Annotated in this window: 20 protein-coding genes and 2 pseudogenes; 11 read left to right on the top strand and 11 right to left on the bottom strand. The window is 64.4% G+C overall.

Features of this window, described 5'->3' with window-relative positions; all coding sequences use genetic code 11:
* Positions 1 to 89: 89 nt before the first annotated feature.
* On the top strand, positions 90 to 1247 hold the full coding sequence (locus AOQ71_RS18510; protein WP_083513846.1) for an IS481 family transposase: 1158 nt from the start codon (positions 90 to 92) through the stop codon (positions 1245 to 1247).
* A gap of 84 nt (positions 1248 to 1331) precedes the next feature.
* Complete coding sequence (locus tag AOQ71_RS18505; RefSeq protein ID WP_057748946.1) at positions 1332 to 1973, top strand: glutathione S-transferase family protein; 642 nt, start codon at positions 1332 to 1334, stop codon at positions 1971 to 1973.
* Positions 1974 to 1981: 8 nt separating this feature from the next.
* On the opposite strand, the gene AOQ71_RS18500 is transcribed toward AOQ71_RS18505, so the two are convergent.
* Positions 1982 to 2788, bottom strand: a complete 807-nt coding sequence (locus AOQ71_RS18500) for a Crp/Fnr family transcriptional regulator (protein WP_057748943.1) — start codon at positions 2786 to 2788, stop codon at positions 1982 to 1984.
* Positions 2789 to 3041: 253 nt separating this feature from the next.
* Positions 3042 to 4121, bottom strand: coding sequence for a SecDF P1 head subdomain-containing protein (locus AOQ71_RS18495; RefSeq protein ID WP_057748972.1), 1080 nt, complete (start codon positions 4119 to 4121; stop codon positions 3042 to 3044).
* A gap of 248 nt (positions 4122 to 4369) precedes the next feature.
* Between AOQ71_RS18495 and AOQ71_RS18490 the strand changes: the two genes are divergently transcribed.
* Positions 4370 to 6277, top strand: a complete 1908-nt coding sequence (locus tag AOQ71_RS18490) for an acyl-CoA synthetase (RefSeq protein ID WP_057748939.1) — start codon at positions 4370 to 4372, stop codon at positions 6275 to 6277.
* 22 nt (positions 6278 to 6299) lie between these two features.
* Here AOQ71_RS18490 and AOQ71_RS18485 read toward each other — a convergent pair whose 3' ends face one another.
* A complete protein-coding gene (locus AOQ71_RS18485; RefSeq protein WP_057748936.1) occupies positions 6300 to 7469 on the bottom strand; it encodes a M20 aminoacylase family protein in 1170 nt (389 codons plus the stop codon).
* Between the two features lie 470 nt (positions 7470 to 7939).
* On the opposite strand from AOQ71_RS18485, the gene AOQ71_RS18480 reads away from it, so the two are divergent.
* On the top strand, positions 7940 to 8527 hold the full coding sequence (locus tag AOQ71_RS18480) for a TetR/AcrR family transcriptional regulator (protein WP_057748933.1): 588 nt from the start codon (positions 7940 to 7942) through the stop codon (positions 8525 to 8527).
* Positions 8528 to 8561: 34 nt separating this feature from the next.
* Here the strand turns inward: AOQ71_RS18480 and AOQ71_RS18475 are convergent, their stop codons facing one another.
* Both AOQ71_RS18475 and AOQ71_RS45160 read right to left on the bottom strand, forming a co-directional pair.
* Positions 8562 to 8858 (bottom strand): hypothetical protein, encoded by a 297-nt coding sequence (locus AOQ71_RS18475; protein ID WP_057748930.1) that lies wholly within the window; start codon positions 8856 to 8858, stop codon positions 8562 to 8564.
* 108 nt (positions 8859 to 8966) lie between these two features.
* Positions 8967 to 9074 (bottom strand): annotated as a pseudogene (locus AOQ71_RS45160) (DNA-binding response regulator); the annotation flags it as partial.
* Between the two features lie 212 nt (positions 9075 to 9286).
* On the opposite strand from AOQ71_RS45160, the pseudogene AOQ71_RS18470 reads away from it, so the two are divergent.
* The 5 genes and pseudogenes from AOQ71_RS18470 (at position 9287) to AOQ71_RS18450 (ending at position 13620) form a co-directional block, all read left to right on the top strand.
* A pseudogene (locus tag AOQ71_RS18470) lies at positions 9287 to 10056 on the top strand (MotA/TolQ/ExbB proton channel family protein).
* Entirely contained in the window at positions 10053 to 10724 is a 672-nt protein-coding gene (locus AOQ71_RS18465; RefSeq protein ID WP_057748927.1) for a DUF2135 domain-containing protein, read from the top strand. Before AOQ71_RS18470 ends, AOQ71_RS18465 begins: the two are co-directional and overlap by 4 nt.
* Entirely contained in the window at positions 10717 to 11322 is a 606-nt protein-coding gene (locus AOQ71_RS18460) for a hypothetical protein (RefSeq protein ID WP_057748925.1), read from the top strand. Before AOQ71_RS18465 ends, AOQ71_RS18460 begins: the two co-directional genes overlap by 8 nt.
* A gap of 117 nt (positions 11323 to 11439) precedes the next feature.
* Positions 11440 to 12180 carry a metallophosphoesterase family protein gene (locus AOQ71_RS18455; RefSeq protein WP_057748922.1) on the top strand — a complete coding sequence of 247 codons (741 nt, stop codon included), beginning with the start codon at positions 11440 to 11442 and terminating at the stop codon, positions 12178 to 12180.
* Between the two features lie 6 nt (positions 12181 to 12186).
* Entirely contained in the window at positions 12187 to 13620 is a 1434-nt protein-coding gene (locus tag AOQ71_RS18450; protein WP_057748919.1) for a serine/threonine protein kinase, read from the top strand.
* A gap of 7 nt (positions 13621 to 13627) precedes the next feature.
* Here AOQ71_RS18450 and AOQ71_RS18445 read toward each other — a convergent pair whose 3' ends face one another.
* The 4 genes from AOQ71_RS18445 to rpe all read right to left on the bottom strand — a co-directional run bounded on the left by AOQ71_RS18445 (position 13628) and on the right by rpe (position 15017).
* Positions 13628 to 13819 carry a hypothetical protein gene (locus tag AOQ71_RS18445; protein ID WP_057748915.1) on the bottom strand — a complete coding sequence of 64 codons (192 nt, stop codon included), beginning with the start codon at positions 13817 to 13819 and terminating at the stop codon, positions 13628 to 13630.
* A 22-nt stretch (positions 13820 to 13841) separates the two neighbouring features.
* Positions 13842 to 14021, bottom strand: a complete 180-nt coding sequence (locus AOQ71_RS18440; RefSeq protein ID WP_057748912.1) for a hypothetical protein — start codon at positions 14019 to 14021, stop codon at positions 13842 to 13844.
* Between the two features lie 4 nt (positions 14022 to 14025).
* Entirely contained in the window at positions 14026 to 14166 is a 141-nt protein-coding gene (locus tag AOQ71_RS46335) for a hypothetical protein (protein ID WP_167353985.1), read from the bottom strand.
* A 149-nt stretch (positions 14167 to 14315) separates the two neighbouring features.
* Entirely contained in the window at positions 14316 to 15017 is a 702-nt protein-coding gene (gene rpe / locus AOQ71_RS18435) for a ribulose-phosphate 3-epimerase (RefSeq protein WP_057748969.1), read from the bottom strand.
* A gap of 254 nt (positions 15018 to 15271) precedes the next feature.
* On the opposite strand from rpe, the gene AOQ71_RS18430 reads away from it, so the two are divergent.
* Positions 15272 to 16042, top strand: coding sequence for an EF-hand domain-containing protein (locus AOQ71_RS18430; RefSeq protein ID WP_057748909.1), 771 nt, complete (start codon positions 15272 to 15274; stop codon positions 16040 to 16042).
* Positions 16043 to 16252: 210 nt separating this feature from the next.
* On the opposite strand, the gene AOQ71_RS18425 is transcribed toward AOQ71_RS18430, so the two are convergent.
* A complete protein-coding gene (locus AOQ71_RS18425) occupies positions 16253 to 17251 on the bottom strand; it encodes a P1 family peptidase (protein WP_057748966.1) in 999 nt (332 codons plus the stop codon).
* Between the two features lie 58 nt (positions 17252 to 17309).
* Positions 17310 to 20114, bottom strand: a complete 2805-nt coding sequence (locus AOQ71_RS18420; RefSeq protein ID WP_057748906.1) for a PAS domain S-box protein — start codon at positions 20112 to 20114, stop codon at positions 17310 to 17312.
* A gap of 266 nt (positions 20115 to 20380) precedes the next feature.
* Here AOQ71_RS18420 and AOQ71_RS18415 point away from each other — a divergent pair, with 266 nt between their 5' ends.
* Positions 20381 to 20767, top strand: coding sequence for a response regulator (locus AOQ71_RS18415; protein ID WP_057748904.1), 387 nt, complete (start codon positions 20381 to 20383; stop codon positions 20765 to 20767).
* Positions 20768 to 20770: the final 3 nt, after the last annotated feature.

The following is a 20770-nucleotide window of genomic DNA, read 5'->3' as shown; positions in this document are numbered from 1 at the left end:
TGTTTAGCCCGGAGACATGACTGACAGGTGTTCGGGGACATGGTTGACACGTCAAAATCGGCTCGATTCGTCAAACAAGGGGGCGAACGATGCCGTGGCGAGAGGTGTCAGTCATGGATCAAAGGCGGGAGTTTGTGGTGCTTGCCAAGCAGGAGGGAGCGAACCTGCGGCAGCTGTGCCGGCAGTTCGGCATCAGCGCTCCGACGGGCTACAAGTGGATCCAGCGGTACGATGCAGGCGATACGACATTGGCGGACCGATCGCGACGACCTCATCACAGTCCGGAGCGTACAGCTGCTGCGATCGAGCAACAGATCGTCGAACTGCGCGATGCTCACCCGGCCTGGGGAGCGCGCAAACTCGCGCATCGTCTCAAGCGCAACCGGCAGGCCGTTCCGGCGATATCGACCGTGCACGAGATTTTGCGACGTTATGATCGGGTGAAGGAGCCTGCGGGCACGCCTGGACAGCCGTATACGCGCTTCGAGAAGGATAAGCCCAATCAACTTTGGCAAATGGACTTCAAGGGACACAGTGCCTTGGAGAACGGCGTGTCCTGCCATCCACTGACGACGCTGGACGATCACTCGCGCTTTGCCTTGTGCCTGGCAGCCTGTGACAACGAACGAGGCTCGACGGTACGAGGCCATCTCGAGACGACGTTCCGCCGCTACGGACTGCCGGATGCGATGTTCGTCGACAATGGCGGCCCCTGGGGCTTCACCCTCGAAGACCCCTGGACCACGCTGACGGTGTGGCTTCTCAAGCTCGGCATCCGCACGATCCACAGCCGGCCCTATCATCCCCAGAGCCGAGGCAAGAACGAACGGTTCCACCGCAGCCTGAAGGCCGAGGTCTTCGCCTTCAAGCGCTACCGCGACCTTGCCGATGTCCAGCGGGCGTTCGACCAATGGCGCAACGTCTACAATCTCGATCGGCCGCACGAGGCATTGGGCTTCGATGTGCCCGCGAGCCGTTATCGACCGAGCCAGCGCCCTATGCCGAACCGCCTTCCAACGGTGGAGTACGACGACGGCGAGATCGTCCGTTCCGTCTCCACCACCAAGGCCTATGTCAGCTTCAAGGGACGGCTCTGGAAAGTCCCGCAAGCCTTCCGTGGTGAGAGGCTCGCCATTCGCCAGCTCAGTGCCGACGGAAAATTCGGAATATTCTTTGCCGCTCATCAGATCGAAACGATCGATCTGCGTAACCCCAAAAGTGTCAACCATGTCTCCGAACAGGTGTAAGCTATGTCTCCGGGCTAAACACTGCGGTCGCAATGACAGGGTAGGATGTGGCGCCAGTTTTGCTTCATCTCTTCAGGAGACGCTATGCTCACCGTCCACCACCTCGGCAAATCGCAATCCGAACGCATCGTCTGGCTCTGCGAGGAGCTCGCGATCCCATATGAGCTGAAGTGCTATGCGCGCGATTCCGTCACCATGCTGGCGCCGCCCGACTACAAGGCGCTGCATCCGATTGGCGCTGCGCCCGTGATCACCGACGGCGATCTGGTGCTGGCCGAATCCGGCGCCGTCGTCGACTACATCATCGCCAAATATGGCAACGGCCGCCTCGTGCTCCGCGCCGATGATCCCGACTTCGCGCAGTTCCTGTACTGGTTTCACTTTGCCAACGGCACCTTGCAGGCCGGCATGGGCCGGCTGATGCTGCTGAACCGGCTCAAGCTCACTGCCGACAATCCGATGCTGGTCGCGATCAGGGCGCGTGTCGACCGTGCCTTCGACCTTGTCGACGCGCGCGTGCGCGAAGCCGAATATCTGGCAGGCAGCAACTTCACCACGGCCGATATCATGACGGTCTTCACGCTCACCACGATGCGTTATTTCCAGCCCTATGATCTCCAGCGTTGTCCGAACGTGGTCGAATATCTCGGCCGCGTCAGTGCGCGTCCGGCCTATCGTCGGGCGATGGAGAAGGGCGACCCCGGCATGGCGCTGCTGCTCAGCTGAGCGGACGATCAGGCGATCTTGTTCGTGGTCGCTGTCCGCGCTGCGGCCAGCTGCTTCTGCAGGCGATCGATGTTCTGCAGCAGGCGCTGGCTGGTCAGCACCAGGAAATAATAACCGAACTGCGGATCCTGGAAGTAGATCTCGAGCAGGCGGTCATAGGTGATCGTGAGCACCTGGCCGTCTTCGATGCATTCGATCGTTCCGGTGCGGCGGTTGTCGGGCGTGAGGAAGCCGAGCTCTCCCATCAGTGCGCCGGGCCCGATCTCGACGCCGATCTCCTTGACCAGGAACTTGCCTGTCACGGTGAGGAGCATCTCCTGGGCCGGATCGCCGAGCTTGAACAGGGTGTCGCCGCGGCGATATTTGCGCTCGGTCATGAATGGCTTGAGCCACTCGATCGACATGTCGCCTTCGGCGGCGTGCCGCGCTTTCTTGACCAGCTTGAGCATCTGACGAAGCCGGAGGGCGTTGATCGGAAGCATCAGGAGATAGAGCAGGAACGTCGAGACATTGGCGGAGAGCGCGCCGAAAATGGCGAAGAAGGCGCAGCCGATCATGTTGGCGACGCGCAAGGGCACCATCGTCCGCATCAGGAGGGTGGCGACGAAGAATCCGGCGCCGATCGTCGCAAATAGATTGGCCAGCGTGATGTTGTGGACGAAGATCTCGAGCAGCCGGTTGAAGATCGCGTCCCAGGTGACGTTGTTGGGGTCAAGGCCCATCTGGACCAGGATCTTCGCGATCCTGAGATTGTCCGTGGCCGCATCGAGAATGCGGTCAAGGATCGAGGAGACGTCTGCGCTGCCGGACGGCATGGTACTATCCCTGCGTAAGGCCTTCAGTCCTGGGCGGTAGGCTCGACACCTATAGCCGAAATGGAACGACGACCGCTTGAATGAAACCTTCGGTCGCCGTTCCGCAACAGGCAAATTTTAGCCCGAACCGTCGTTTCGGCAATTGCCCGTTCGTTGCGCGCGTGGTCCGGCCGTCCCCGTGATTCGGGGGCGGCACCGGTGGACTTCAGCGTCCGGAAGCGGCGCTGGGCGCCAAAAAGGACAGAAGGTGGGCCTATGGCTTGACGCCAGGCTGGATGACCTGCTGCTCGACGAGGGTCAGGTGGCCGGGCAGCGAGCCGGCGCGCAGCTGCATGGCGACGCTGTTGGCCTCCTCCAGGGTGAAATTGCCCGAGATCTGAACCGAGCCGCCGGTGATGGGCTCGCGGATCACGGGGGCGGAGATCACCGTGTCGTCAAGCGCGATGGCGATGGGCTTGCCGATATTCTCTTCCGTGAGATGGGCAAAACGCCGCGCGCCGCGTCCGTTGAAGCGGAAGGAGACAACCGGATCCTTCGTCCCGGGGGCGAAGCTTGGCGCGGCATCGCTGATGTCCTCGCCGTCGAGCGTGCTTTCCTTGGCGACCAAATAGGGCCGCTTGTCCTTGAACCCGAGCAAGACCTCCGTGCCCTCGGGCGGCTTGCCGGATTGCGCCTGCTCCGGCGGCATCGATACATCGACCTGGCGGAGGCTGACCTTGACCCTCCGGGCGAAGATCGCGGTGATGGGCTCGGGATCGGTGACGCCGGGCAGGAAGATGCGAATGCGGTCAGTCCCGTCAGGGACGGCGCTGACAAGCTTGATGCCGGCGTCCTTGAGACGCTGCTCGATCATGGCGATGGAATCTTCGACGAGCTCATGCAGCCGTGCCGCGGATGCGGCATCGGTCGGCGCGAGCCGGACGGCTCCGTCGCCACTATCGGTCACGGAAATGGCATGCGACGGCAGTCCGTCCGCGGCCGCGGCGAGCTTGCGTGCAAGCTGGTCGCGTGCCTTGGCGTCGGCGATCTTCACATCGACGCCACCGTCACGGATCGCGAGATTGGAGAAGGCGATATGGCCGTCGTGCAAGGCCTTGTAGACGTCGTCGCGCAGATCGGTGACAACGCTCTCGCGCAGGGCGTCGCCGTCCACCTTGTAGATGATCCGGGACCCGCCCAGCTTTTCCATCTTGTCGACGACGAAGGCCGCGAGCTTGGCGCGCATCTTGTCGAGCTGGCTATCGGCGAGCGCTGCGCGCGGCAGGACGATCATCGACGCCAAGGCGAAGGCAAGGATCAGCCGTGTGGCGCGGTCCCGCGGGGGCGTGGTCATCATCACCTCTAGTCCATCGGCGGGACGCTGGCAGAAGAGTCCAGTGCCTGATCTTGGTACCTGGATCGGCCAGGAAGGTTCAAAAGCCGCTCGGGTGAGGTCTATCGCCGTAGCCGGTCGGCGATGGACGAACGCCAAATCATCCATCATTGTAGTCCCGCCCGGCCGGCCAATCGGCCGGGAGGACCCGCCGCACCAAATGTCAAAAGACAGGCGGCGAGGGACGACCTGAGGGAGGACGGAATTCCATGGCGGGCATCCACGCGCTCGATCGGCTTATTGGCGACAACTATCCGGAGTTCTTGACGGACGAGGAGGTCCGGGCCTTCGAGCTGGTCCCTTATGCCGACCGGGTCGCGGCCGAAAGCACCTATGACGCCATCAGGCTTGGGGCCGCACGCAACCCCGACGGCGCGGTGATCCAGTTTCTGCAAAATGCCGATCCTGCCGACCCGGCTGTCGTGGTCACCTACCGCGATTTCATCGCGCGGGTCACGCAGGCGGCCAACATGTTTCACGCGCTCGGTGCGGAGAAGGGCGATGTGATCTCGTTCATGTTGCCGCTGCTGCCCGATGCCTTCGTGACGCTGTTCGGGGCCGAAGCCGCGGGCATCGCCAATCCCGTCAACCCGCTGCTCGAGCCGCATCAGATCGCGGAAATCCTGGAAGCGGCGAACACGAAGATCCTGGTGGCGCTTGGGCCGATGCCGGGTACCGACATCTGGCAGAAGGTCGAGCAGATCCGCCCGCAGCTCAAGCACCTCAAGGCGATCGTGCAGGTGGCTGGCGGCGGCGATCCGGACAAGGGCATCTTTGCGTTCAACGATCTGGTCAAGCAGCAGCCGGCGGACCGGCTTGTCAGCGGGCGCAAGATTCTCGGCAGCGACATCGCCGCCTATTTCCACACCGGCGGCACGACAGGCACGCCAAAGCTGGTGCGGCACACCCATGCCAACCAAGTCTATCAGGCCTGGGCGCTGAACCTGCTGCTGAAAGCGAAGCCCGGCGCCAACCTGCTGTTTGGCATGCCGCTGTTTCATGTCGGCGGATCACTGACGCAGGTCCTCGGAACACTGTCAGCCGGCGGCTCGCTGGTCGTGCTGTCGCCGAGCGGCTGGCGTAATCCCAACGCCGTGAAGAACATCTGGGGCCTGGTCGAGCGCTTCAGGCCTGAGGCCCTGTCCAGCGTGCCGACGGTGCTCGCCGCAACACTCGCGGTGCCGCCGGGAAATGCCGACATCTCCAGTTTGAAATATGCCGCCGGCGGCGGCTCGGCGATCCCTGTCGCGGTGGGATCTGCGATCCAGGACAAACTCAAGCTGCCGGTCGTCGAAGTCTACGGCATGACAGAGACCTCGAGCGTGCATACGCTGGCCTATCCGTCACGGCCGATCCGGCTCGGCTCGGTTGGCCTTCCCATGCCGTATTCCCGCGTGCGTATTGTGCAGCTGGATGCCGACGGCAATTTGATCCGCGACTGCAAGGTGGACGAGATCGGCGTCGTCATCATGGCCGGCCCCGGCGTGTTCGGCGGCTATCTCAATGAGGCCCACAACAATGGCGCCTTCGTTGACAAGATCTGGGTCAATTCCGGCGACCTCGGCCGGTTGGACGCCGCCGGTTATCTCTGGATCACCGGGCGCGCCAAGGACCTCGTCATCCGTGGCGGTCACAATATCGATCCGGCTCCGATCGAGGAGATCATGTTCCGCCATCCCGCCGTCGGCTTTGCCGCGGTGGTCGGTCAGCCCGATGCCTATGCCGGCGAGCTGCCGGTCGGTTACGTGCAGTTGAAGCCCGGCGCGTCCGTCGAGCCGGGCGAGCTCGAAGCGTGGGTGCGCGAGCGCACGCCGGAGCGCGCCGCCGTTCCGGTCCAGGTCATTCCGATCGACCCGATGCCGGTGACCGGCGTCGGCAAGGTCTTCAAGCCACAATTGCGCTGGGACGCGGCGCAGCGCGTGTTCACCAACGTGCTGCGGCCACTCGTCGAGCGCGGTATCGACTGCAAGGTGAAAGTCGGCGCCCATGGCAGCCACGGCTCGATCGCGACGGTGACACTGACGGGCTTGCCGGCCGACCAGCGCGACAGCGTCGCCGGCGAGGTGCACACGCTGCTCGCGCCGTTCGTGATGCGGCACGAGGTGGTACAGGTGTAGCCTCGCCCACGCGGCAGACGTTTTACGCCGGCATCGCGGTTTCAATCAGGCGCACCCAGAATGAGGCGCCGTGGCCGAGGATGTTGTCGTTGAAGACGTAGGCCGGGTGGTGGCACGCAGGGCTCTCGCCCATGCCCACCAGCACCATGGCGCCGGGGCGCTCTTGCAGCATGAAGGAGAAATCCTCCGCGCCCATCATCGGGATGAGCTTGTCGTTGACGCGCTCGGCGCCGACGATGTCGCGGGCGACGTCGGCGGCGATGCCGGCCTCGCGCGCATGATTGAAGGTCACCGGATACATCCGCGTGTACTTCGTCTCCGCCGAGCCGCCATAGGCGCGAGCGACGCTGTCGGCGACTTCGCCGATCCGGCGCTCGACGAGATCGCGCACCTCGGGATCGAGCGTGCGCACGGTGCCGCAGAGCTCGGCGGTCTCCGGGATGATGTTGAAAGCGGTGCCGGCGTGGAATTGCGTGATCGAGACCACCGCCGACTGCAGCGGATTGACGTTGCGGGCGACGATCGATTGCAGCGCGCCCACGATCTGCGAGCCGATCAGGACGCTGTCGATGGCCTGGTGCGGGGTGGCGCCGGCATGGCCGCCCTTGCCGCGAACGGTGATCTGGATGTTGTCGGAGGAGGCGAGCATCGGGCCCGGCGTGGTGGCGAAATGGCCTTCGGCGAGACCCGGCATGTTGTGCATGCCGTAGACCTGGTCGATGTTCCAGCGCGTCATCAGCCCGTCCTCGACCATGGCCTTGCCGCCGCCGCCGCCTTCCTCGGCGGGCTGGAAGATCATGACCGCAGTGCCGTCGAAATTGCGCGTCTCGGCGAGGTACTTTGCCGCGCCCAGCAGCATCGCGGTGTGGCCGTCGTGACCGCAGGCGTGCATCTTGCCCGGGATCTTCGAGGCGTAGGGCACCTCGGCGGTTTCCATGATCGGCAGCGCGTCCATGTCGGCGCGCAGGCCGATGGCCTTGCCTGAGGCGGACTTGCGACCACGGATCACGCCGACGACCCCGGTGCGGCCGATGCCCGTCACCACCTCGTCGCAGCCGAACTCGCGCAATTTGTCGGCGACAATGCCAGCCGTGCGGTGGACCTCGTAAAGCAGCTCCGGGTTCTCGTGAAAGTCATGGCGCCAGGCGGCCATTTCGTCGGAGAGGGCGGCGATGCGGTTGACGATGGGCATGAGTGTTGGGTCCGTTTCTTCTTGGTGGGGCCAATCAGCGCAGCGTAGCCCGCCGCAAGGGCAGGGCGAAAGGCGGGCCTCCCTCAAAAATTAACTGTCATTCACGGATCTTTGACTGACAGATATTGAAATCTGTCAGCGAGACGTGTATATCCGTTCCCGGACGCTCCGGTTGGGCGTCCCGTGGTCATTCCCTTCCGGGAGCCTGAGGTCCGAAATGCCTGCGGATCGGGGCGCGTCATGGGTGGGAACCGCGGACGAATGGAGACTTGCGACAATGACGACCGAAATCATCAACTTCACCGGCACGATTGGGCATTGGCTCAATTTGCTGGTTGCGCGCCAGATCGCGGCGCAAGCTGCAAAACTGCCTCATTAAGGCGAGAGCTTTCCGAAACGACCGGTCAAGGGCGCTTCGGTAAGCATCCTCCGCCGGGTAACTGGACCCTGAACGGGAACATGGTGCTGGCATGAACGAAGCTGTTGTCTTGACGCCGGAGCGGATCCTCGAAGTGACCGAGGACGTGTTGCGGCGCTACGGACTTGCCAAGGCCACCGTGGTCGACGTTGCCCGTGCGCTCGACGTGAGCCACGGCAGCGTCTATCGCCACTTCCCGAGCAAGGCTTCGCTGCGCGAGGCCGTCGCCAAACGCTGGCTCGACCGGATCGACGCGCCGCTGCTGGCGATCGCCAATGAGCAGGGGCCGGCGCCCGACAGGCTCGACCGCTGGCTGCGCACGCTGTTCGCGGCCAAGCGCTCGCGTGTGCTCGAGGACCCCGAGATGTTCGAGACCTATCTGACGCTGGCGCGCGAAGCGTGCGCGGCCGTCAAGTGCCACAAGGACACCATGATCGACCAGATCGCGGCGATACTGGCCGACGGTGTCAAGCAGGGCGAGTTCGCCGTGGACGACGTCAAGACGACGGCGCGCGCGCTGTTCGACGCGACCTGCCGCTTCCATCATCCAGCCCATGCCGACGAGTGGAAGGATGCCGATCTGCCGGCGCGCGTGGACGCCACCCTCGCGCTGCTGCTGCGCGGATTGAAGGCCTGCTAGACCGCGGTGGCCGTTCGATACACGCGCCGGCCAATCAACTTCTAACCTTGTTGAGAATGACGCCATTGCGGACCGATGGCGTGGACGTACGTGCGCGGAAAGCGCCGTCGGACGATGGGACCACCGGTGGACTCTCCGGATAGGCGCTGATCGCGATTTCGACGTCGTCCTTCGATCGCTTTCGAAGGCGCTCGAATGTCAGTTCCTGATCGAGGGCAGGACAGCGGAAGTGGACCACGGCGGTATCGGGGAGGCGGCAGAGTTCGTCGATGAGATCGCCTACCGTGATGACGGGGGGATGGGCGACTGCCTTGTGATGACCCTTACTCATGACTTCTACTCCTTCACCCTGCTAACTGGAACACAATAGCCTCCGTTCCTATCCGCTTGGCAGAATGAGAAATTTCATCTCATTCGAGGCATTGCGGCAGGGCCGCTGCTAAATCCGCGTCAACTCGCAAGCCGCGGCAAGCGGCACCAGCTGCGCGTCCGTGCGCGCGCCGGTCTTGGTCTTGATCAGATAGTGGTAGTTCTGGACAGTCTGAAGCACGGGGCGCATGCGATTACCCCAAAGTTTGATAAGCTCAGCCTAACAACGCCGCCGCGCCTTGCCAATTGCAGGGATTGGGCCCGATTGCAGCTCGGGCAAATTTCCCAAGCCCGATTGGGCATCGCTCTTTGGACCTGCAGCGGCGGCTTTGATCTGATCGGGGTGGAAACGTCGCAGGCCAATCCCTGCAAGGTGAGGAGCGGTGCAGCATGAGTTCGATGACGATTGGACCGATCGCGGGCTCGACTGCCGACCCATCCGAGCGCAGCGCTCTGCTGTTCTGGATGATCTTCACGGGACTGTCGATCTTCGCCGTGGTGCTGCTGTGGCGTTTCGGCCTGATCCATCTGATGCTCACATCAGACCGGACCTACATTCGAGCGTGATCGCGGCGCTCTATCTCGTCACCTGCGGTCACTGCTTCCTGCGCACGCGAGCGATTGCCCGTGAAGGTGCGGCGGCCCGGCGCTGCCGCGCGGTGCTGGCGGCGCCCGAGGGCAGCAAGGTGCTCGATGCGCGCGCCACCGCGCTGCCGCGCGGGCTGGTGCGCGATCACATCGAAAGCCTGGTGACGAAAGCGGCGGCGCAGGATTACCGTCCGGTCGACCAGACGCTGCTGCTGCGGACGCTCGCGGACCGCCTGCGCGGCTCCAACGGGTTCGGTGCGTTCGTCTCCGACACGCTGATGAAGCTCGGCCTGCTCGGCACCATCATCGGCTTCATCATCATGCTGGCGCCGATCGCGGGACTGGACGCCGCCGACAAGGTCGCGATGCGCTCCTCGATGGGACTGATGAGCGACGGCATGGCGGTCGCGATGTACACGACGCTCGCGGGCCTCGTCGGCTCCATCCTGGTCCGGATCCAGTACTACATGCTCGATGCCGCGACCCAGCGGGTGTTCTCGGATGCGGTGGTGCTGACCGAGACCTATGTGACGCCGGTTCTCGAGCGTAAAGGTGCTGGAACGCCGTCATGATGGATGATTTCGGCCTCTATCCGCGCGAGGAGCCGTTCGATCCCCTGGGCGTGATGCTTTTCAAGGCGCTTCAGGTGGTCGCCTTCCTGTTCTTCCTCGCGCTGCTTGCGGTCTCTCCCGATGCCAAGGACGGCAAGATCGACTCCAAGGCCGAGTTCATGATCACGCTGGACTGGCCGGACAATCATCCTGACGATCTCGACCTGTTCGTGCAGGATCCCGCCGGCAACATCGCCTGGTATCGCCACCGGGAGGCCGGCTTCCTCACGCTCGACCGCGACGACCGGGGCGGGGCCAACGACTTCATCATGGTCAATGGTAAGAAGATCGCTTCCCCCATCCGTGAGGAGATCGTCACGCTGCGCGGCATCGTCCCCGGCGAATACACCGTCAACGTCTCCCATTTTGTCGCCACGACCGGCGAGCCCGTCACGGCCAATGTGAAGGTGCAGAAGCTCAATCCGACCGCGCAGGTGGTCTTCGACAACAAGTTCACGCTCGACCACACCGGTGACGAGAAGACCGCGGTGCGGTTCCGGCTCGATGCCGAGGGCAAGGTCATCGATGTGAGCCAGCGGCCGAAATCGCTGATGGAGACCTTCCGCAGCACCTGGCGCAATGGCGCCGATATCGACCCGAACACGCGGGTAAGGGTGCGCCGTGAGTAATCAGCAGACGGTCATCCTCTCGCTGTCGGTCGCCTATGCCGTGATCGGCGCGCTGCTGCTGGTCGTGCTGGTCTATGCACGGCTGCACTGGTCGCTGAAGGCGGTCGCCGTCGTCGTGACCAGCGCCTTCTACGTCGTCAGCTTCACGGACATGCGCGGCCTGCTCGGCTGGGCCAGCACGGACAGGCTCCCTGGCTCCTTCAAGCTGCTGGCGGCGCGGATCGTCGAGCCGCATTCGCTGGAGGGCGATCCAGGCTCGATCTATCTGTGGGTCGAGGAACTCGATGCGGATCATCGTCCGAGCGGCATTCCGCGGGCCTTCCGCGTCCCGTACAACGAAACCCTGGCCGACAAAACCCATGCGGCGGAGAACGAGATCGCGGCGGGCCATCCGCAAGGCGGGCGTGCGGCGGACTTTGGCGGCGGCGAGGGCAGCCTGGTCGACATGGTCAGGGAGTATGTGACGCCCAAGGCCATCCTCGAGACCAGCGGCGGCGATTCCTCGACCGGGGAGTTCAATGCCCCGCCATCAGGCGCGCAAGGCGCCGTCTTCACGCCGTTGCCGCCACCTCGGATGCCGCCCAAGGACGAGCAATAGGCTCTTCACCATTGCGGCCGCGTGGCGCTGGTCAACCGCCTTGCGCTGGCGCATCTTGTTGACCTCCCTCAAATTGGCTTTATCGGCTTCCAATAAGACGACCAGGGTGGAGGGTGCGTGCTTCTCGCTGTCTTCTCGGATATCCACGGCAACCGGCAGGCGTTCGAGGCGTGCCTGAAGGTGGCCCGCGCCAGGGCTGCGGAGCGGTTCATCCTGCTCGGCGATTTCGTCGGCTATGGCGCCGACCCGGAATGGGTCGTGGACACCGCCATGGATCTGGTCGCCCATGGTGCCGTCGCCGTGCGCGGCAATCATGACGAAGCCGTCAACACCACCACCGAGAACATGAACAACGAGGCGCAGATCGCGATCGAGTGGACGCGCGGGCGGCTCGATGCGGCACAGCGGCGGTTCCTGGCCGAACTGCCGATGCTGGTGGACGACAGCGATCGGCTGTTCGTGCATTCGGAAGCCTCGAGCCCCAAGCGCTGGCATTATGTCCGCTCGACGGCGGATGCCGCCAGGAGCCTGATCGCAACGCCGGCTCACGTCACGTTCTGCGGCCACATTCATCGGCCCGCGCTCTATTCGATGTCGGTGACGGCGAAGATGACGAGCTTCGTGCCCAAGACCGATGTGCCGGTGCAGCTCCTGCGCGGCCGGCAATGGCTCGCCGTGCTCGGCTCGGTCGGCCAGCCGCGCGATGGCGATCCGTCGGCATCTTTCGTGCTGTTCGACACGGTCTCGTGCCAGATCACCTATTGCCGTGTGCCCTATGACATCGCGAGCGCGGCAAGCAAGATCCGCGAGAACGGCCTGCCGCCCTGGCTCGCCGATCGGCTGTCGCAGGGGCGCTAGAGGCCGATGCCCAAATCCCTGGTCAAATCAGGCGCTGTCATCGACGGCTACACGATCGGCGAATGCGTCCATGCCGGCGGCATGGCGACGCTGTGGACCGTCACCCGTCCCGGCATCGAGGTGCCGCTGCTAATGAAGGTCCCGCGGGCGTCGGAAGGCGAGGACCCCGCGGCGATCGTTTCGTTCGAGATGGAGATGATGATCCTGCCGCGGCTGGCCGGCCCGCACGTGCCGCACTGCTATGGCACCGGCGATTTTGCCCGCCAGGCCTATGCCGTGATCGAGCGCATTCCCGGCACAACGCTCTACAAGCGACTGCCCGATCTGCCGCTACCTTACGAGGAGGCGCGGCTGCTGGTTGCCAAGATCGCGGCTGCGCTCGCCGATCTGCATCGGCAGAGCGTGATCCATCACGACATCAAGCCAAGCAGCGTCATGTTCCGCGAGAGCGGCGAGGCCGTGCTGATCGACTACGGCCTGTCGCACCACGATCATCTGCCCGACCTGCTGCAGGCGGAGTTTCGTCTGCCTTACGGCACAGCGCCCTACATGGCGCCGGAACGGCTGCTGGGCGTGCGCGACGATCCGCGCAGCGACCTGTTTTCGCTCGGTGTGCTGCTGTACTTCTTCACGACCGGCGAACGTCCGTTCGGGGAGGGCGAGACACTGCGCGCGATGCGGCGGAGGCTGTGGCGCGATCCGCATCCGCCGCGAAGCTTGCGCGCCGACTATCCGCCCTGGCTCCAGGAAGTGGTGCTGCGGTGTCTCGAGATCGAGCCGGTCCGGCGCTACCCGACCGCGACCCAGCTCGCTTTCGATCTCGCCCATCCGAACCAGGTCAGGCTGACTGCGCGGTCGGAACGGATCAAGCGCGATCCCTTGAGCGTGGCCTGGCGGCGCCGGTTCAACCAGGACGCCATGCAGCCGCGGGCGAAGGCGGATGTTGCCGAGCAGATTGCCTCGAGCCCGATCCTCGCGGTCGCGCTTGACACGGTGGAAGGTGAGCCGGAGCTGAACGAGGCGCTGCGTGTGACCACGGAGCGCATTCTCGCGACGCTGCCGTCAGCGCGGCTTGCCTGCGTCAATGTGCTGAAGCTCAACCGCATCGCCATCGACAAGACGCTGGACGAGCTGGGCTCCAACAAGCATATCGACCGCCTGGTCGCGCTCCGGCATTGGGCGACGCCGCTGAAGCTGGATGAAAGCCGGCTGTCGGTTCACGTGCTGGAGGCGGTCGATCCCGCCACGGCGCTGCTGGAATTCGCCGAGGTCAACCAGGTCGACCATGTCGTCATCGGCGCGCGGCAGAGCTCGTTCAGGCGCACGCTGCTTGGCAGCGTCTCGGCCAAGGTGGCGGCGGAGGCGACCTGCACCGTCACCGTGGTGCGGCCGCCGCGCATGGCTGTTGCCAAACCGGACGCCGGCGTGGTGTGGGGCTAGGAAAGATTCACGCCGCGTGCGCGGTGTGCATCGAACGCTTGCGACGGATCGGCCAGGTGAAGTGCGGGCCGGCCTCGCCGTGATCCGCGCTGCCGCCGAAGTACTGAATGATCTCGCGGCAGGGCTCGCAGTTGAAGAGGTTACGCGACGCGGACGCCTTGGTCATTTCCTTCAGGCAGTTCGGGCAGTGCGGTTTCATTGGTTGAGTCCGGAAAAGGATTTCAATGCCGGCGCGGTGACCGGAACGAGTGGTCCAGGTCTACAGTCTCGGCGCCCGGATCGTCGCGCATCTTGCCTTCGGTGCGTTCGAGCCGACCGAAGAAATAGTCGAGGTTCGGATGCGGGCGGCGCGGGATGCGGCACCTGCGTTTCGGCTGACGCTTCACGAGGGCGATCTGCATGGCGTCAGCCCGGATAGCGGCGGCGACCGATGACGCGGGTCGAACGCGCCGGGACCTGCACCGGTCCGGCCGATGGGCCGAACACAACGAACGCACAAAAACCGATCCACAACGCCACGCCAGTCCAAACCAGGGTCGTCGTCATGATGTGCTCCTGTCAAATCAGGCAGGAATCACTAGCGATGATTTGCACGAATCAGGGAAGTCCGGAGGAGTACGGATTTAGGTTGCAATTTTAGTCATTGCGCGTCGCAATGCCCGTAAAGGGCCGCAGTTTTGCGGGCGTAGCGCCGGTCAGATCGCCTCGCCGCGCGCCGCGAGCGCCGCGTTGCGGATCGCTGCAATATTGTTCTTGAACGCATCCTGCGTGCCGCCCTTGAACACGGACGTGCCGGCGACGAAGGCGTTGGCGCCGGCGGCCGCAAGCGCGCCGGCGACATCGGGGCCGACACCGCCATCGACCTCGATATCGATCGGACGCCCCGCCGTCATCGCGCGAATGTCGCGGATCTTGCCGATAGCGGAGGGGATGAAGGCCTGGCCGCCGAAGCCGGGATTGACCGACATCACCAGCACGAGATCGACCAGGTCGAGCACGTATTCGAGCACGCTGATCGGCGTGCCCGGATTGAGCGAGACGCCCGCCTTCTTGCCGAGCGCCCGAATGGCCTGGAGCGAGCGGTGCAAATGCGGACCTGCCTCGGCATGCACGGTGATGTGGTCACAGCCGGCCTTGGCGAAGGCCTCCAGATAGGGATCGCAGGGCGAGATCATCAGATGCGCATCGAACACCTTCCTGGTGTGCGGGCGCATCGCCTTGATGACGTCAGGGCCGTAGGAGATGTTGGGCACGAAGTGCCCGTCCATCACGTCGAGATGGATCCAGTCGGCGCCGGCAGCATCCACCGCGCGGACCTCCTCGCCGAGCTTCGAGAAATCCGAGGCCAGGATCGAGGGCGCGATGGCCAGGGGGCGGGGGGCGAAGGCTTGAATCATGGCGCTGTTTCCCGGGGCGGCATGGGGGCTGTTGGCCTCGCCTAACATGGGCCTCCCGGCCGGGCAATGCAGGGAGGTTGAGCTTCCTGTGGGCGGAAATTTCTGCCGCCAGCGGGCATGAATTGCCGATGTTCCCGCACCCCGCAAAGCCCGGCGGATATGGATTTCATTGAGCTTTTCGCGCTGGCACGTCGCTTGCTGACCTCACGGCCAGAACATTGGCGGCGGCATGCCGCATGGTTTGGAGTTGTGCAATGTTGTTTGCGCTTGGTGCCGTCTCGACTGCGCTTGATGCCATTCAATCGCTGACGAGCTCGAAATCGTCCTCGACGCCGCAGACTGGCTCGTCGCAAGGCGCGGCCAACCCATTCGCGATCGACAGCAGCACCAGCAGCACGTCAAGCAGTGCAGCTCCGTCGGCGAATCCTGGCCATTATCCGCAGATCTCGCCGGGGACGATGAATGCGCTGTTCGCCGCGCAAAGCCAGTCGACGGACCAGTCCGCCAGCACGGGCAACGCGACTTCGACCAGCCGCGACGCAGCGCTGAAGGACCTGTTCTCGCAGATCGACGCCAATGGCGACGGCAAGATCACCCAATCGGAGTTCGAGAACGCGCTCGGCGCCGGCGGCACCAATCTGGCGCAGGCCGACGACGTGTTCTCCAAGCTCGATACCAATTCGGACGGCGGCGTCAGCCTGGACGAGATGTCCAAGGCGCTGAAGGGCGCCGGCCATCATGGCGGCCACCACCATGCGCACGCGCCGAGCGGCTCGGGCGGTGCGTCGGGCAACGGCTCGGATTCCTCGTCATCGCCGAGCGGCGGGTCGACCTCGACCACCACGACCGCCGCCGACGGCTCGACCACCACAACCGTCACCTATGCTGACGGTTTCAAGATGACGACAGTGGTGCCGGGCGCCTCCAGCGCCAATTCGCCCTATGACTGGTTCGGCCAGATGATGCAGCGCCAGGCCCAGACCGCGGCCGGTTCCGCGGCTTCGTCGATGTCCATGAGCGTGTAAGGGGCGCATCCGCTGTCATGCCCCGGCTTGCCGTCTTCGCTGAAGCTTCGCCGGCCGAGCTCCTTGTAGGCCCGGCGTAGCCTAGCGGAGCCGGGGCCGGGGCATCCAGTACGCCGCGGCCTCTCATTCAATCGCAATCGTCTTTGGAATAATGCATCGCCCGGTCTTCGCCGGGCGATGCCACCCGACGTGGGGAGAGAGGCGCTCTCGTTACACTCCGAACCGATCCTTCCACGCGGGCTGCGCGCCCGGGAACGGCAGCGCGGTCGCGTTGTAGACGCCGCGGGCGATGGCGCGGGCAACCACATTGGCGGCGACCATGCCGAGCTCGGTGAGGCCGACGATCGGATCAATCGGCTTTGCGCAGGTTGCGGCGGCGAGCAGCACGTCACCATCGGTCGGAGCATGCACCGGATAGATCGCACGCGCGAAGCCGGTATGCGCAATCATCGCCAACCGCTTGGCCTGGGGCTTGCTCAGCACTGCATCGGTGACGACGGCGCCGATGGTGGTGTTCTCGCGCTCGGTTGCGGCGGGGCCGCCCTTGATGCGCAGCTTGAGCATGTCGTCGGTGAACTTGTCGGGCCATCCGCGGCCACCGAACTCGCCGCCAAGCTCGAACGGCGCCGCCCAGAACCAGGGTCCGTCGCCGACCGTGGCGCTGCCGACCGCGTTGACGGCGATGAGCGCCGCGACCTTGACGCCGCTGCTGGTGACGGCGGATGCCGAGCCGAGGCCGCCCTTGAACGTCGCTGTGGTGGCGCCAAAGCCGGCGCCGACGCTGCCGAGCGCAAACTCGCTCCCGGCTGAGGCGGCTGCGGCATAGCCGAGATCGCGATAGGGCGCGAAGCGGCCCCAGGCCTTGTCGCCGCCGTTGAGCAGATCGAACAGGATGGCGCCCGGCACGATCGGGATCAGGGCCTCGCGGACGCGGAAGCCACGGCCCTGCTCGGCAAGCCAGGCCTGGATGCCGCCGCCGGTCTCGATGCCGAAGGCAGAGCCGCCGGACAGCGCGATCGCGTCGACGCGCTCGACGGTATTGGCGAGGCCAAGCAGCGCGTCCTCGCGCGTGCCGGGTCCGCCGCCGCGGATGTCGATCGCCGCGACCGCCGGCTGATCGAACACGATGGCCGTTGCGCCCGAGGCAAGTTTTGCGTCATCGGCATGACCGACGCGGACGCCGGCAATATCGGTGAGCAGGTTTTTCAAGGACGGCACTCCCATGCAGCTGGCACGGTCCCAGCGATAGCGTACGCGAGCGGCGGGCTCAACTCGCGAGCGCGGTCCTGAGCATCTTGGCGAGCTCCGACTTGCGGTAAGGCTTGGCCAGCAGCAGCACGCCGGAATCGAGCCGGCCGTGATGGACGATGGCGTTTTCCGTGTAGCCCGAGGTGAACAGCGTCTTCAGCTGCGGTCGCCGCCGTGTCGCCTCATCGGCGAGCTGGCGGCCGTTCATGTTGCCGGGCATGATGATGTCGGTGAAGAGCAGGTCGATGTCCTTGTCGGCATCGATGATGACCAGGGCTTCGGCGGCGTTGGCGGCCTCGAGCGCGGCATAGCCGAGGCTCTTGACCTGGGTCACGACATATTGCCGCACAAGCGCGTCGTCCTCGACGATCAGGACCTTCTCGTTACCGCCGGTGATGGGCACGTTCTGAGGCTGTTCGTACTCGGTCTCCTGCATGCCGGTGGACCGCGGCAGGTAGATCTTCACGCTCGTGCCGTGGCCTTCCTCGCTGTAGATATTGATGTGGCCGCCGGACTGCTTGACGAAGCCGAACACCATGCTGAGGCCAAGGCCCGTGCCCTTGCCGACCTCCTTGGTGGTGAAGAACGGATCGAACACCCGCTCGAGCAGCGCGGCCGGAATGCCCGAGCCGGTGTCGCTGACCGCGATCATCACGTAATTGCCGGCGACGACATCGGGATTCATGCTGGCATAGCCGTCGTCGAGGAAGATGTTGCGGGTCTCCAGCACCAGGGTGCCGCCATCGGGCATGGCGTCGCGCGCGTTCAGGGCGAGATTGAGGATCGCAGTCGAAAGCTGGCCTGGATCGACCAGAGTAGGCCAGGCGTCTTCGGTAAGCTGCGGCATGATCGTGATCTGCTCGCCGAGCGTCGGATGCAGCAGCTTTGCGGCCTCCAGCACCAGCGCATTGACGTCGATCTCGCGGGGCTGGAGCGGCTGTTTGCGGGCGAAGGCGAGCAGATGCTTGGTCAGCTGCGCACCGCGCTCGGCGGCGTCGTCGATCAGCTTGGTGATGGCGGCAAGCTCGGGCCGGTCGGCGACCGCGTCCGACAAAATGCCGATCGTGCCGGTGATGACGGTGAGCACGTTGTTGAAGTCGTGGGCGACGCCGCCGGTCAGCTGGCCGATGGAATCCATCTTCTGGACCTGCCGCAGCTGGGCTTCTGCGGCTTGCTTGTCGGTGAGGTCGCGGCCGATGAAGAAATGGCGCTTGACGGGCTCCGACCAGTTTCCGACCCAGTTCAGCGAGACCTCGTGCCCGTCATAGTGGTAATAGCGCGCCTCGAAGCTGCGCTTGGTCTGACCGCGCCGCGCAGCGCGCATCTCTTCGCGCGTCCTGTCCAGATCGTCGGGATGGATGAATTCGATCGCGCTGTGCCCGATCATGTCCTCCGGGTTGAAGCCGAGAATGTCCTTCACGCTCGGGCTGACCTGGATGAAATTACCGTACCCGTCGGTGACCAGGATCAGGTCCTGCGAGGTCTCGAAGATGCGCTCGCGCTCCTCGATCTCGCGGCGCAGCTTCTCCCGCGCCTGCTTCTCCTCGGTGATGTCGTGGGCAATCTTGGAGGCGCCGATGATCTCGCCATTGTCGGATCGCAGCGGCGAGACGTTCAGGACGACGTCGATCGGTCGGCCGTCCTTGTGGATGCGAACGGTCTCGTGCTGGGCGATCGACTCGTTGCTGCTGATGCGGTTGAGAAGACCCCTGGCTTCGGCCCTACGGTCCTCCGGCACCACGAGATCAATCGATCGGCCGATGGCTTCATTGGCTGAATAGCCGAACAGACGCTCGGCAGCTCTGTTCCAGCCCGTGATGCGGCCGTCGAGCGATTCGGTGATGATGGCATCATTGGAGGATTCGACCACGGCGCCATAGAGCGCGAGACGCTTGCCGTAATAGTCGCGCTCGAACGCCGATTGCTCGCGCAGCCGGCCGACAAGGCCCATCGTGCTCGCCTGCAGGCGGACGTTCTCGATCAGGAGCACGGCGAGCACGAAGCTCGCGGCGAATAGGCCGTAGATGCGGCCGGCGTAGAAGCCGAGGTCGTAGCGGGCGACATTGACGATCGCCGACAGCGCGATGTCGAACAGCCAGGCGCACATCGTGACCATCAGCCAGATGTCGATCACCGTATGCGGCCTGCGGAGCCAGAGCGTGATCAGCGCCGCGAAGCTCAAGGACCAGACAAAAGACACCACGCCGATCATGGCGGTGGTGTAGCGGCCGTCCCTCAGCAGGACCGGCAGCAAATCGTGCCGCGCCGTGACGATCCAACCGATGACGATCATCGCGACAATGACGCCGAGCACGGCGACCACGATCGACCGCTGCGTCGGTCCCTCGATCTTGTTGCCGCCGTTGCCGTCCTTCAGCCAGCCATAGGCCAGCACGAACAAGGGGAATCCACTGTGCCAGATCATGTAGAGCCAGACCGTGGTCTGGGTGCCCGCGCCCAGCAATCCCGTCGGCGCGAACAGTCCGGGGAAGGTGAGGGCGTGTGTCACCGCCGCCGCTGCGGTGAACAGATACCCTGTCGACAGCAGCAGCAACGCGCGGCTGCGCAGGACCGAGAATTGCGACAGCAGCAGAACAGCGGTAATGATATCGCTGACGGCCAGCGCCGACTGGTAGCTGGCCACGAAGGCTGGCATCTGGACCAGGGGAGTCCCCGCGAAGGGGACAGCCAGCGCGAACAGGATCGCGGAGATCCCGACGATCGCCAACGCTGCGGTGCGATCGCTCTGCATGGCCGGCAAGGTCGAAAGGAATGTGCTTCGGTCGTTTCTGGCGTGCACGTTGACCTCTCGTAGGGACAGCATGGGTAGTCCACGTGACTTGATCGGCCGGCCGCCTCGGGTACTGGCCCTGGCGTCTCGGCCCTGGCCTCCATGGTAACCCGCTCTGGACGCGTGTCCCGAGGGGATGTGCCCACGACTCAACCGAGGGTTACAGCTTACTTAACTCGGACGGGGAATCGGAATAGGAAATCGGTAAGGTTGGCTTTACTGGACGGGGTCATACTGCCTTGCCGTGCGTCGCCGTTTGAATTGAACCAATTAATGATGCGAATCCGGGAGTTGTTCCCATGCCCCGTGTCCTTGTTGTGGATGACCAGAAGGACGTCCGCGCCATGGTCTCGATCGTCCTTCGGGTCAACCAATTTGACGTAGTTGAAGCCGAGAGCGGTGTGGCTGGCCTCAAGACCTTTGGCGAAGAGGTTTTCGACGCGGCCATTGTCGACATCTTCCTGACCGACATCAGCGGTATCGAGGTCATGGCCGCCATTCGCGAGCGTGTTCCCGGATTTCCGATTGTGGCGGTATCGGGGATGACGACACTGGATTTCATCAGTGAGGCGCCGGGTCTCGCCGGCGTGATCTGCGTGCAAAAGCCGTTTCGGCCGAACGGTCTGCTGCAAGCGCTCCGGAAGGCGCAGACAGCGGCTGGCGGCGAATTGTCTGCTGCCGTTTGACCG

It is taken from the genome of Bradyrhizobium manausense (genome assembly GCF_001440035.1).
Lineage (GTDB): Bacteria > Pseudomonadota > Alphaproteobacteria > Rhizobiales > Xanthobacteraceae > Bradyrhizobium > Bradyrhizobium manausense.
This window is presented reverse-complemented; position numbering and strand designations above follow the sequence as displayed.

What these genes read in the sequence shown, in the direction of transcription:
- AOQ71_RS18490 (WP_057748939.1), top strand. Translation starts at nt 4,370, where the DNA reads ATGGCGGGCATCCACGCGCTCGATCGGCTTATTGGCGACAACTATCCG.
- AOQ71_RS18430 (WP_057748909.1), top strand. Translation starts at nt 15,272, where the DNA reads ATGTTGTTTGCGCTTGGTGCCGTCTCGACTGCGCTTGATGCCATTCAA.
- AOQ71_RS18480 (WP_057748933.1), top strand. Translation starts at nt 7,940, where the DNA reads ATGAACGAAGCTGTTGTCTTGACGCCGGAGCGGATCCTCGAAGTGACC.
- AOQ71_RS18475 (WP_057748930.1), bottom strand. Translation starts at nt 8,858, where the DNA reads ATGAGTAAGGGTCATCACAAGGCAGTCGCCCATCCCCCCGTCATCACG.
- AOQ71_RS18505 (WP_057748946.1), top strand. Translation starts at nt 1,332, where the DNA reads ATGCTCACCGTCCACCACCTCGGCAAATCGCAATCCGAACGCATCGTC.
- AOQ71_RS18465 (WP_057748927.1), top strand. Translation starts at nt 10,053, where the DNA reads ATGATGGATGATTTCGGCCTCTATCCGCGCGAGGAGCCGTTCGATCCC.
- AOQ71_RS18510 (WP_083513846.1), top strand. Translation starts at nt 90, where the DNA reads ATGCCGTGGCGAGAGGTGTCAGTCATGGATCAAAGGCGGGAGTTTGTG.
- AOQ71_RS18495 (WP_057748972.1), bottom strand. Translation starts at nt 4,121, where the DNA reads ATGACCACGCCCCCGCGGGACCGCGCCACACGGCTGATCCTTGCCTTC.
- AOQ71_RS18440 (WP_057748912.1), bottom strand. Translation starts at nt 14,021, where the DNA reads ATGCAGATCGCCCTCGTGAAGCGTCAGCCGAAACGCAGGTGCCGCATC.
- AOQ71_RS18500 (WP_057748943.1), bottom strand. Translation starts at nt 2,788, where the DNA reads ATGCCGTCCGGCAGCGCAGACGTCTCCTCGATCCTTGACCGCATTCTC.
- rpe (WP_057748969.1), bottom strand. Translation starts at nt 15,017, where the DNA reads ATGATTCAAGCCTTCGCCCCCCGCCCCCTGGCCATCGCGCCCTCGATC.
- AOQ71_RS18445 (WP_057748915.1), bottom strand. Translation starts at nt 13,819, where the DNA reads ATGAAACCGCACTGCCCGAACTGCCTGAAGGAAATGACCAAGGCGTCC.
- AOQ71_RS46335 (WP_167353985.1), bottom strand. Translation starts at nt 14,166, where the DNA reads ATGACGACGACCCTGGTTTGGACTGGCGTGGCGTTGTGGATCGGTTTT.
- AOQ71_RS18485 (WP_057748936.1), bottom strand. Translation starts at nt 7,469, where the DNA reads ATGCCCATCGTCAACCGCATCGCCGCCCTCTCCGACGAAATGGCCGCC.
- AOQ71_RS18420 (WP_057748906.1), bottom strand. Translation starts at nt 20,114, where the DNA reads ATGCTGTCCCTACGAGAGGTCAACGTGCACGCCAGAAACGACCGAAGC.
- AOQ71_RS18415 (WP_057748904.1), top strand. Translation starts at nt 20,381, where the DNA reads ATGCCCCGTGTCCTTGTTGTGGATGACCAGAAGGACGTCCGCGCCATG.
- AOQ71_RS18450 (WP_057748919.1), top strand. Translation starts at nt 12,187, where the DNA reads ATGCCCAAATCCCTGGTCAAATCAGGCGCTGTCATCGACGGCTACACG.